11 protein-coding genes, 1 pseudogene and 1 other annotated feature are annotated in these 12,248 nt (G+C 29.2%); of the genes and pseudogenes, 3 read left to right on the forward strand and 9 right to left on the reverse strand.

All coding sequences use genetic code 11. The features are described 5' to 3' along the window. Nucleotides 1-210 precede the first annotated feature (210 nt). Nucleotides 211-408 carry an alpha/beta-type small acid-soluble spore protein gene (locus LEQ07_RS07235; RefSeq protein WP_021430292.1) on the forward strand — a complete coding sequence of 66 codons (198 nt, stop codon included), beginning with the start codon at nt 211-213 and terminating at the stop codon, nt 406-408. Nucleotides 409-586: 178 nt separating this feature from the next. Further along, complete coding sequence (locus LEQ07_RS07240) at nt 587-1,123, forward strand: DUF4364 family protein (protein WP_046823525.1); 537 nt, start codon at nt 587-589, stop codon at nt 1,121-1,123. 1 nt (nt 1,124) lies between these two features. On the opposite strand, the gene LEQ07_RS07245 is transcribed toward LEQ07_RS07240, so the two are convergent. Continuing rightward, nucleotides 1,125-1,853: a YncE family protein gene (locus LEQ07_RS07245; RefSeq protein WP_263330091.1), complete on the reverse strand. Its 729-nt coding sequence runs from the start codon at nt 1,851-1,853 to the stop codon at nt 1,125-1,127. Between the two features lie 302 nt (nt 1,854-2,155). Here LEQ07_RS07245 and LEQ07_RS07250 point away from each other — a divergent pair, with 302 nt between their 5' ends. Beyond that, the gene (locus LEQ07_RS07250) at nt 2,156-2,407 is read left to right on the forward strand and encodes a TIGR03905 family TSCPD domain-containing protein (protein ID WP_046823527.1); all 252 of its coding nucleotides are present in this window, start codon (nt 2,156-2,158) and stop codon (nt 2,405-2,407) included. Between the two features lie 53 nt (nt 2,408-2,460). Here LEQ07_RS07250 and LEQ07_RS07255 read toward each other — a convergent pair whose 3' ends face one another. The 8 genes and pseudogenes from LEQ07_RS07255 to pstC all read right to left on the reverse strand — a co-directional run bounded on the left by LEQ07_RS07255 (nt 2,461) and on the right by pstC (nt 12,123). Then, nucleotides 2,461-3,756: a bifunctional folylpolyglutamate synthase/dihydrofolate synthase gene (locus LEQ07_RS07255; RefSeq protein WP_263330092.1), complete on the reverse strand. Its 1,296-nt coding sequence runs from the start codon at nt 3,754-3,756 to the stop codon at nt 2,461-2,463. Between the two features lie 308 nt (nt 3,757-4,064). Continuing rightward, nucleotides 4,065-4,688: a PH domain-containing protein gene (locus LEQ07_RS07260; RefSeq protein WP_021430242.1), complete on the reverse strand. Its 624-nt coding sequence runs from the start codon at nt 4,686-4,688 to the stop codon at nt 4,065-4,067. 254 nt (nt 4,689-4,942) lie between these two features. Continuing rightward, complete coding sequence (locus LEQ07_RS07265; protein ID WP_263330093.1) at nt 4,943-7,606, reverse strand: valine--tRNA ligase; 2,664 nt, start codon at nt 7,604-7,606, stop codon at nt 4,943-4,945. 53 nt (nt 7,607-7,659) lie between these two features. Beyond that, nucleotides 7,660-7,890 (reverse strand) — a binding site (T-box leader). Between the two features lie 67 nt (nt 7,891-7,957). Beyond that, nucleotides 7,958-8,716: a polysaccharide deacetylase family protein gene (locus tag LEQ07_RS07270; protein ID WP_263330094.1), complete on the reverse strand. Its 759-nt coding sequence runs from the start codon at nt 8,714-8,716 to the stop codon at nt 7,958-7,960. A 221-nt stretch (nt 8,717-8,937) separates the two neighbouring features. Next, a complete protein-coding gene (phoU, locus tag LEQ07_RS07275; RefSeq protein WP_046823531.1) occupies nt 8,938-9,591 on the reverse strand; it encodes a phosphate signaling complex protein PhoU in 654 nt (217 codons plus the stop codon). A 37-nt stretch (nt 9,592-9,628) separates the two neighbouring features. Then, nucleotides 9,629-10,384, reverse strand: a complete 756-nt coding sequence (gene pstB / locus LEQ07_RS07280; RefSeq protein WP_046823532.1) for a phosphate ABC transporter ATP-binding protein PstB — start codon at nt 10,382-10,384, stop codon at nt 9,629-9,631. A 1-nt stretch (nt 10,385) separates the two neighbouring features. Beyond that, nucleotides 10,386-11,210 carry a phosphate ABC transporter permease PstA gene (gene pstA, locus LEQ07_RS07285; RefSeq protein ID WP_046823533.1) on the reverse strand — a complete coding sequence of 275 codons (825 nt, stop codon included), beginning with the start codon at nt 11,208-11,210 and terminating at the stop codon, nt 10,386-10,388. 1 nt (nt 11,211) lies between these two features. Further along, nucleotides 11,212-12,123 (reverse strand): annotated as a pseudogene (gene pstC / locus LEQ07_RS22430) (phosphate ABC transporter permease subunit PstC). Between the last annotated feature and the right edge of the window lie 125 nt (nt 12,124-12,248).

Raw genomic sequence — 12,248 nt, forward strand, 5'->3', positions numbered from 1 at the left:
GATAATATAGATTATGATGGTGAGTTTTTCTTTAAAAAAAAAATTATTAAGATAATAGCTAAAAACTTATGGAAGAAGAAAAAAATTTTAAAATAAAAAAAATTTTTAAAAATATGAATATAATTTTGGACATTGGTTAAATTAATACCAACAACAAGATTTTTAAAAAACTTGTTGAGACATCTTATAACTTTAAGGAGGAAATTTACTATGTCAACTAAAAAAGCCGTTCCAGAAGCTAAAGCAGCATTAAATCAAATGAAGCTAGAAATAGCTAATGAGTTAGGTTTATCTAACTATGAATCAGTAGATAAAGGAAACTTAACTGCTAGACAAAACGGATATGTAGGTGGATACATGACTAAAAAGCTAGTAGAGATGGCAGAAAGACAAATGTCTGGGAAATAAGTAGTAAATTAGACACCTAGGATTCATGAGAAGGCTACCTTACAAGGTAGCCTTTTTACATAGATAAATAAATTTTTTATATAAGTGCATATATTTAAATATTAAATTCTACTTTTATTTTTATTTGTTTTAGTTTAATATAGTAGTTATATAGAAACATTATACGGAGGATGATATTATGTTTGAAAACTCATCTGAAGAATTAGCTTACCATAAGTTATTGATCTTATATGTTTTAGAAAAAGCTAATATGGATTTAACAAATTCTCAAATAACACAAGTTATTCTTGAGACTGAAGTAATGAATTATTTCTCATTACAGCAATTTCTTTCACAACTTATGGATGCTAAATTCTTAAAAATATATGAAGATTCAAATAGAGAGTATTACACTTTAACACAAAAAGGTATTGAGACTCTAAACTACTTCTTATCTAGAATTCCTTCTCAAATTACAGAGAAGCTAGATGAGTATATAAAATTAAATAAAGAAAACTTATTAGCAGATACTCAAGTAAAGTCAAGCTTTGTAAAGCAAAGCGATAATGAATATATAGTAAATCTACGAGTTATTGAAAATCAATCAAATTTAATAGATTTAAATTTAAACGTATCTTCCGAAAAACAAGCAAAATTAATATGCGACAATTGGAAAAAGAATGCATCGTATATGTATGCTGAAATAATAGAACTACTTATTACAAACAAAAAATAGCCTACACAAAAACTATAGTGGTAGGCTCTTTTCCTACCTTAATTTCATCTATAATCTCATTTTTATCCGTCCCGTAAATTTTAACGCTATTATTAAAAGTATCAGTTAAAAACAAAAATTCACTATCATTTGATAGTTCTAACCCTTGAGGATTTCCATTTACCTTTATACATCCAATTTCTTTATGTGTTTTATAATCTAATATTTTTATAGCTTTATATCCCAAATCTGCTATATATATATATTCTTTTTTATAGTTTACACATATTTCAACTGGAATTAAAAAGTTACCTATTGTATCTATTATATTTAAATTTTTTTTATCTAAAATAATTATCTTACCATCTAGTGTAGATGTGTATATAATATCCTTGTATTTATCTATTTTTATATGCCAGGCTTTATAATCTAAATCAACTTTTCTCTCAACTACTTTCTTTTCGATATCTATGCATAAAATAGAATCTATACAAGGCACATACAGTTTATTATTTACTTTATCATATGCAAATCCATGAGGCATGTTATCAACGCTAATAACACCTATTGGTTCCAGATTATCTTTATTCAATACATAAATACTATTAGAATCTTCATTAGCTATAAAAAGTTCATTTTTACAAAGTGAAACTTGACTTAAATTTCCACCTATAGATACAGAATCTATTATTTTCTCTTTTCCAATATCTAAAACATAAAGAACTCCATCAAACGAACTTGGTATATACATTATGTTTTTATCTTTTTCTATGCAAAATGATGAGGATATATGTCTGGCCCTAAATTTATTTCTTTTTCCAATTTAAGAGTTTGATAGTCTATTATACTTAAACTTTGTGATAAGTAATTAGATGTATATAGTTTCAAAACAAAACCTCCTCGCAATAAAATGTACTATCATAGTATATTGTTTAAAATGCTCGTCTTATTACTTTTTTTATTAACTAGGAAATTATGATTATTAAAAAGTTGTTGATATTCATCTATATTATTTGATATTATTTACTTATCATGTTTTTGGAGGTATTTACAATGAAAGTATCATTTAAACCATCAGGGGTTTGTTGTAAGGAAATGGTGTTTGATATCGATGAAAATAATATAGTTACAAGTGTAGACTTCGTTGGAGGATGTCCTGGTAACTTATTAGGTCTTAAACATCTTGTAGAGGGAACTCGTGCTGATGAAGTTGCAGACAAATTAGCTGGTATAACTTGTGGAGGAAAATCTACTTCTTGCCCTGATCAATTATCAAAAGCTTTACGTGATCAATTATCAAAATAAATAAAAAAGAGTTTGTAATTTAAGTATTTTAACTCAAATTACAAACTCTTTTTTTATTTATTTACTATTATGGACCTTACATTTCCTATCATATATAAAGACCCTGCACTTATTATTACGTCATCTTTATTTGATATTTTTAATGCATAGTCAACGGCTTCTTTTATATTTGGTTTGCAAGTTACTTCTATATTATATCTTTCTATTTTTTCTTTAAGTTTATTAGCATCTATAGCTCTTGGATTATCAGGAGTAGTAGTTATAACATTATTGAATTTCGGTATTAATAAATCTAGTACAGATTCTATATCCTTGTCTTCAAGCATTCCTATAACTAGAATTTTATTTTTATTTTCAAAATATTTATCAATAGAATTTGCAAGTGATTTAGCACCTTCTTCATTATGTGCTCCATCTATTATAAACATTGGATTTTCACTTATTTTTTCTATTCTTCCTGGCCACTTAGTTTCTAATAGACCTTTTCTAATATTTTCTTCAGATATATTTGTAATTTTAATATCATTTAAATACTCAATAACATTTAAAGCTACAATAGAATTTTTTATCTGATGATCTCCTATTAATTTAATTTCTAAATCTCTTAATTCTTTTCCATTTATATTACAATTATATATTTGTGAATTAATATTTGATGATTTTATTTCTATATTTTTAAAATCACATTCTATATATTTAGATTTCTTTTCATCACATATATTTTTTATAACTTCACTTGCTTCTTCTTGCTGTGGATACACTATAGTAGGGCAATCTTCTTTTATAATTCCGCCTTTTTCAAAAGCTATTTTTCCTAATGTATCTCCAAGTATACTTGTATGATCTAAACTTATTGAAGTTATCGCACTTACTACAGGTTTATCGATAACATTAGTTGCATCGTATCTACCTCCAAGACCAACTTCTAGAGCAACAAAGTCAACTTTTTCTTGGTTGTAATAATAAAATGCCATAGCTGTAACTATTTCAAATTCAGTAGGATAAGAATATCCTTCACTAACCATCATTTCTATTTTTTCTTTTATTAAAGATACTATTTTCCCAACTTCTTCTTCACGTATATTTTCTCCATTTACTCTTATTCTTTCTGTAAATGTCTCTAAAAATGGAGAAGTATATAATCCTACTTTATATCCACTTTCTTTTAAAATAGATGATATGAAAGAACATGTCGATCCTTTACCATTAGTACCTGCAACGTGTATTATTTTTAAATTATTTTGCGGGTTCCCTAATAGTTCTAATAATTTTTTTATATTATCTAATCCTAGTCTCATACCAAACTTATGACTTTCGTGTATAAACTGTAAAGCCTCATTATAATTCATATTGTTCCTCCATTGTATACTTAAGTGTAAATTATTTCTAATGTTATTTAATTTCGGCAAAATACTCAATTAATCCTCTTGTTAATAACTTAAAAATTCTATGTAAATTTCCAGTCTGAAAATTTTCAAAAGCAAAATTACCAACTTATATTTTAACTTATATTTAGGTAAGTTATCTATATACTCTTTCATATTTCCATACATAAATTCAAAAGAGTCCATGTACAAGTTTTAGTGACATTTCAAAGCATCTTTACCGCTTTGTGGAGCAAAACTTATACATGGACTCTACTATTATATATATTGGTTTAATTATTTATATATTTTTCAAATACTTCAGTAAAATCTTTATTGCTATAATTTAATCTTAGCGATTCCATCCAATCTAAGTTAAAGTTAGTTAACTCTTTTACAACATTTACTGCATTTCCATCTAACTTACATCTTGAAATTGCATTATTTGCCATATCAAGCCCTTTTGTTCCATCTTGTATAGCAACTTGATTTTTACCTTGTTGTATTCCAACTTCAACTAAAGCTTTATATAAATCTTTTAATTGCTCTAATTGTTTTTTATCTACATCTATACTAAATGCTTCTTCTCCAAAACTAAATTTTATCTCTATATCTAAATCTACAGTTCCCGCAGTTTCTAGCGTTACTGAATGTACTCTTTCATAATAAAATTCATGTCTTTTGACAGTTCTTTTTTTACTAATTGCATTAGCTCCGTCTACATGTAAAAGTCCTCTATTTGTAAACACATACTCATCCGATTTTGATTTTATAACAAAGAATATTTTTTCTCCATCTTCATGCATTATATAATCATCACCATCTACTTTATCAAAATCTCTTGGCGATATTATTTTACCTATATCAGATAAACCTAAAGTATCAGCTGCCATTCTTCCAAATAAATTTCCTGCCATAAATACCCCTCCTTAAATTTTATTATTTACTATTATACCCTATAATCCTAATTCTTCACATAACTCTTTACCGCTTTGTGGAACAAAGTTCATCCTTACCTTCCTCTGCACAAAATAGATATCTAAATTAAGTATAAGCATAGTAAAGAGACCCTATATAAGTTTTAGCGACATTTCAAAGCAATCTTTTCCGCTTTGTGGAGCAAAATTTATATAGGGTCTCTACATCTATACTATTTATATAGCTATTTTTACTACTTCATTTTAGCTTCTATATTTTCTATTCTTTCAATAACTGATTTCATCATTTCTTCAAATTTTTCTTTTTTAGCTTTCTCTTCATTAACTAAGCTTTCTGGAGCTTTAGCCAAGAATCCTTGATTAGAAAGTTTTCCGTTTACTCTCTTTATTTCACCTTCTAATTTAGCTTTTTCCTTGTTTAATCTATCTAGTTCTTTAGTGAAGTCAACTAATTCATCAAGAGGTATAAATATTTTCACACCATCTATAACAACACTTACAGCGTCTTCTGGTATATTAGTTTCATCTTCAACTATTTCAACTGTAGATGCAGATGCTAATGTTACAAAGTAATCAAGTCCAGCTTCCATAGCTTCTTTCTTATCAGCTGTTGGAACTATTATTACTTTAGCTTTCTTTGATGGTGGTACGTTCATTTCAGCTCTTACATTTCTTATGTTTCTTATACCATCCATTGTTAAGTTCATCATTTCTTCTTCTTTAGCCATATTGTCAGCTTCATCGTAATGAGGGAACTGAGCTACAACTATACTTCCTTCTACAGTTGGAAGGTGAGTATATATTTCTTCAGTTATAAATGGCATGTATGGGTGAAGAAGTTTTAATATTTTTTCTAATACATATGTTAATGTATATAATGCTGTTTGCTTAGCTTCTTTATCATCTGAGTATAATCTCGGCTTAACTATTTCTATATACCAGTCACAGTACTCTGACCAAGCAAAGTCATATATCTTTTGAGCTGCTATTCCTAAGTCAAACTTATCCATGTTATCAGTAACTTCTTTAACAACATTATTAGCTCTTGATATTATCCATTTATCAGCTAAAGTCATATTTTTTTCTACTGATTCTCTAGTAACACCATTCATTATTTCTTCATCTATGTTCATAAATACGAATCTAGATGCATTCCATAACTTATTAGCAAAGTTTCTAGATGCTTCAACTCTTTCCATATAGAATCTCATATCATTTCCTGGAGAGTTTCCTGTAGCTAACATGAATCTTAAAGCATCAGCTCCGTACATGTCTATTACTTCTAATGGATCTATTCCATTTCCTAGAGATTTACTCATTTTTCTACCTTCTGAGTCTCTTACAAGTCCATGTATTAATACATGTTCAAATGGAGTTTCTCCCATGCAGAACATTCCTGCAAATGCCATTCTTACAACCCAGAAGAATATTATATCGTATCCAGTTACAAGTACACTTGTTGGATAGTAGTAGTTTAACTCTTCTGTTTTGTTAGGCCATCCTAATGTTGAGAAAGGCCATAATGCAGATGAGAACCATGTATCTAATACATCTTCATCTTGCTTGAAGTGAGTATGTCCACATTTACATTGTTTTGGCATTTCTTTAGCAACTACTACCTCACCACATTCTTGACAGTAGTATGCTGGTATTTGGTGTCCCCACCATAGCTGTCTTGATATACACCAGTCTCTTATATTTTCTAACCATTGTAAGTAAGTTTTATCAAATTTGTCTGGAACAAATTCTAAATCTTTTTTCTTTAATATATCTATAGCAGGTTTTGCTAATTCATCCATTTTAACGAACCATTGATCTGATAATCTTGGCTCAACTACAGTTTTACATCTGTAACAAGATCCTACATTGTGATTATGATCTTTTATAGCTATTAAGTATCCAGCTTCTTCTAAGTCAGCTATAAGTTGCTTTCTGCACTCATATCTGTCCATACCTTCGTACTTACCAGCTAATTTATTCATAGTTCCATCTTCGTTCATTACATTTATTTTTTCAAGATTATGTCTTTGCCCTACTTCAAAGTCATTAGGGTCATGCGCTGGAGTCATTTTAACTGCACCTGTACCAAAATCTAAATCAACGTAATCATCTGCAACTATAATAAGTTCTCTTCCTACTAGTGGAAGTATAGCATGCTTTCCTACTAAATGAGCGTATCTTTCATCTTCTGGGTTTACAGCTATACCACTATCTCCAAGCATTGTTTCTGGTCTAGTTGTAGCTATTTCTAAAAATTCATCACTACCTGCTATTGGGTATTTTATATGATAGAACTTTCCATCATGTTCTTCATGCTCAACTTCTGCATCAGATAATGTAGTTTTACAATCTGGACACCAGTTGATTATTCTGTTTCCTTTGTAAATTTGACCTTTTTCATATAACTTCACAAAGAATTCTGTAACTGCTTCATTACAACCTTGGTCCATTGTAAATCTTTCTCTTTCCCAATCACATGAATCTCCTAATTGTTTCATTTGGTCTACTATTTTTCTACCAAATTCATTTCTCCAGTCCATAGCTCTTTTTAAGAACTCTTCTCTTCCTATTTCGTACTTAGTCTTTCCTTCTTGTTCTTTTATTCTTTCAACAACTTTAACTTCTGTTGCTATAGATGCATGGTCTGTTCCTGGTTGCCATAAAGCTTCATAACCGTCCATTCTCTTCCATCTTATAAGTATATCTTGTAATGTATGGTCAAGAGCATGCCCCATGTGTAATTGCCCCGTTATATTTGGTGGGGGAAGCATTATAGTAAATGGCTTTTTATTTGGGTTTGGCTTAGATTTAAATAAACCTTCTTCTACCCACTTTGAATATAATCTTGATTCAAAGTCTTTTGGATTATACGTTTTTGGTAAGTTTGTATTTTCCATGTAAATTCCTCCTATTTTTTATTTTTATACATAAAAAAGAGCCCTTCATCCTATTTAAGGACGAAAAGCTCGCGTTACCACCTTAATTTTATATAAAGTTTTTAATCAAACTCTACATAACACTTAATAAATTTAACGATTCTCACCGTCTAAGCTTACTGTTATTTTCAGCTTAGAAACTCCAAAGCTACCTTCTGCAATTCATTTCTTAGAAAGTCTTTCAGCCGGTGAACTTTCCTCTCTGTAAGTTGAGTTTGCATACTCCTCTTTTTCTCAGTTTTTAAATATTCTGTTTATCTTTTAATTATATATAATCATCATTATTATTGTCAATATTTATAAATATTATATTCAGTTACGTAAATTTTGTTCCCAAAAGTTTTTTGGCATATCACTTTCTTCTATTGGCATTATTGTATATCCTTTTTCTTTTAATTGATTTATTATTCCTTGAAGAGCCTTAACACTTTGTTCCTTTTCATGCATTAAAAGTACAACTTCACTATGTTGACTTAAATATTTATTTACATTATTTACTATAGCTTGCGGAGTTGCCTTCCAATCTTCTGTGTCCAAGTTCCAATCCCAAATTTTAAACCCATCATCAACTAATGCATTGTATGATTCTTCTGGTGCATAAGGTTTACTCCCATAAGGCAGTCTTATTAAGTTTGAGTTTACTTTAGCAACTTTATTTAATGTGTCTTGGCACTTATTAAATTCATTAACAGTATTTTCAGGAGTTTTATATAGTACAGATATGTCGTGACTTACACTGTGAAATCCCATAGAGTGGCCCTCTTGAGCGATTCTTTTTAATTGCTCTGGATGTTGTTTCATATTACCTTCTATCATAAAGAACGTAGCTTTAACATTGTTGCTATCTAGTATAGATAATATTCCATCAGTATATTTAGATGGTCCATCATCAATTGTTATATAAGCAACCTTCTCAGGTTTTGGCTTCGGTCCTCTATTATTTACACTACTTGCTTTCATCATGAGGTCAGTTAATGTCATCGTATCACTTTCTAGCAATTTTATATCTATATTATTTTGTTCATTTGATGTAGCAATTATTTTATCAAACGTGACAAATAATAAAAACAAAAGTAATACAACTGCAGATACACTTAAAAAATAGGTTTTATTTTTCTTTTCATCCCCACTTCCCCTTTGTTTTTTATATTTTAATAAATACTATTAGTTATTATTGACAATTATTTCAATCAATATAGCTAAATTTTATAATTAAACACTGTACTTTAATAGATATGTTTGTACTCAATAAAATATTAGCACAAAAAAAATAAAACTACATTCATGTAGTTTTATCCTATTTCAATCATATCGCCTCTTAATGCATATATAATCTTTTCACATATATTGGTAATATGGTCTCCAATTCTTTCTAAGTATCTAGCAACAAATAGCATCGTTACTCCTTGATCTATATTTACTTCTTTTTCATGCATAACTTTAAGAGTGTGTTCATATATAACATCATATAACTTATCTACTAAGTCATCTTTTAAAGCTGTATTGTATGCAAGCTCTTCATCTCTTTGCTCTAAAGCTCTCTTTGCATCTTTTATCATATCAATACATATGTCTTTCATTTTAGGTATATCTATTAATTCTTTTATATATTCTTCTTTTCCTATTTTTATGACTTCAACTGATATATTTACAGAATAATCTCCTATACGCTCTAACTCTAAACATATACTTTCTAATGCATATATAAATCTTAAATCTTTTGCCATAGGTTGTTTTAATGCCATAAGCTCAATACTTCTATCCCTTATATAATCTCTTAAAGTATCTATTTCATCATCTTTTTCTGAAATTCCTTTTGCTTTTTTAACATCTTTTGTTATCATGCTGTTTACTGAATCTTCTAGGATTTCTTGACTTTTATCAAACATTTTTAGCGTGTAATTTATAAGGGTATTTATATTTAACTCTAAGTTATTGTTGACCATTTTAAGACTCCTTTTTATTGATTATTTTATATTTATTTTATCCAAATCTTCCTGTTATATAGTCTTCTGTACGTTTATCTCTTGGACTAGTAAATATAGTTTTTGTTTCGTCAAACTCTACAACTTCTCCTGATAGGAAAAATGCAGTTTCATCCGATACACGGGCTGCTTGTTGCATATTATGAGTTACTATCACTATAGTATATTTATCTTTTAACTCGTCTATTAATTCTTCCACTTTAGATGTTGATATGGGATCTAGAGCTGAAGTTGGCTCATCCATTAATATTACTTCTGGCTTCATAGCTATTGTTCTAGCTATACAGATACGTTGTTGCTGTCCTCCTGATAATCCTAAAGCTGATTTATTTAATCTATCCTTAACTTCATCCCAAATAGCAGCTCCTCTTAAACTCTCCTCAACAATCTTGTCTAATGTAGCTTTATCTTTTATTCCATGTATTCTAGGCCCATAAGCAACATTATCATATATACTCATTGGAAATGGATTAGGCTTTTGAAATACCATCCCTACTTTCGTACGTAGCTTTATAACATCGTCAGATTTATATATATCTTCTCCGTCTACAGATATTTCTCCTTTTATTTTAACATTTTCAATTAAGTCATTCATTCTATTTAAAGTTCTTAAAAAAGTTGATTTCCCGCATCCTGAAGGCCCTATCAATGCAGTTACTTTATTTTCTTTTATCTGCATGTCTATTCCTTTTAAAGCTTTGTTATCTCCATAAAAAAGTTCTAAGTTTTTTACATTTATTTTTATATTTTCCATCTTAATAGCTCTCCTTACTAAACTTTTTAACTATAAATTTAGCTAAAGTATTTAAACATAATACAATAATTATTAAAACTAAACCTACGCTAGCTGCTTGTTGTATATTCCCAGTTTCTTTGGCAACTAAATAAGATTGAACTGTAAGTGTTCTAGCACTGTCAAATATACTAGTTGGCATTTGTGCTACTGTCCCAGCTGTTAATAATATAGCCGCTGACTCCCCAACTACACGCCCTATCGATAGTATTATTCCTGATAAAATTCCTGGTAATGCACTTGGTACTATTACTTTGTATAGTGTTTGAAATTTTGTAGCTCCCATAGCTAAAGATGCTTCTCTATATCCTTGCGGAACTGTCTTTAATGCTTCTTCTGTTGTACGTATTATTACAGGTAAAATTATTATAGATACTGTTAATGAACCTGCAATAATTGAATATCCCATTTTAAGTGTTATAACAAAGAATATACCTCCAAATAGTCCATAAACTATAGATGGTATACCTGCTAAACTCTCTGTTGCAAATCTTACAATATTAACTATTGTTCCTTTTTTAGCATATTCTTGCAGATATACCGCTGCTAAAACACCTATTGGTGTAGCAACTATTATGGCCAAAAATACTGTATATAAAGTTGTGACGATCATTGGCAGTATTCCACCATCACCACTTGCTGAATAATCACTAGTTAAAAAGTTTAGGTTTATTCCCCCAATACCTTTTATAAATATAAACCCAACTATTACCAACAGCATTCCTATTGTAAATATAGCTGATAACCAAACTGCTGCTTTTAAAAATTTTTCTCTTAATTTTCTCATATTAATTGCCTGCCTTATTAGAAAGTTTACTTAATACTAAGTTTAGTACTAATATAAATATAAATAGTACAACTCCTGTCGCAAATAACATCTCTTGATGTGTCCCAAATGCATATCCCATTTCTAATGCAATATTAGTTGTCAATGGCCTAACACTGTCCATAAGTGAGTTAGGTAAAACCGGTGAGTTACCTGCAACTAGTATTACTGCCATAGTTTCACCTAAAGCTCTTCCAGTCCCTAATACTACAGCCGCTAAAATGCCTGATTTTGCAGCTGGTAAAACTACTTTAAATATTGTTTCAATTTTTGATGCTCCTAAAGCTAAAGAACCTTCTCTGTAAGCATTTGGTACAGCTTTTATAGCAGTTTTCGAAACAGCTATTATTGTAGGTAACATCATTATAGAAAGAACTATTATTACAGCAAATAAACTTTGTCCCTTTGGTAAATTAAATACATCTTGAATAGTCGGAACAATAACTGCTAATCCAAACAATCCATAAAGTACAGATGGTATTCCTGCTAATAAGTCAACTCCAGAACTTATTATGTTTGCTATTTTTTAGGAGCTACTTCTGCGATAAATACTGCCGTAAGAATTCCAATCGGAGCTCCTATTAAAAGCGCACCTATTGTTGATAAAATTGATGCTACTATCATAGGTAAAATTCCATATTGATCTGCGCTTGGAACCCATGAAGTACCTGTTAAAAAGTCTATAAATGAGTATCCCTTTGATATAAATGGTGTAAGTCCTTTATAAAAAACAAAACCTATGATAAGTAATAAGCTAATTACTGCAATTAAAGCACTTATCATAAATACATTTTGCTATTTTTTCTATTGTATACTTTGTGTTGTTGTTTTTAGTTTTAATCAGTTGCTCATTAGCTAACATAAATACCTCCATTTTTTATAACTATTATGATTTCTAATTTATAATTTTAGTTTGTCAACTTTACTATGCTTTGTTCTTTTTAAGTTTTTCTCTACAATTCAATAATAAAGTTTAAATGTTAAGTTTAAATTAGAGTT

It is taken from the genome of Paraclostridium sp. AKS73, from assembly GCF_025671395.1.
GTDB lineage: Bacteria > Bacillota > Clostridia > Peptostreptococcales > Peptostreptococcaceae > Paraclostridium > Paraclostridium benzoelyticum.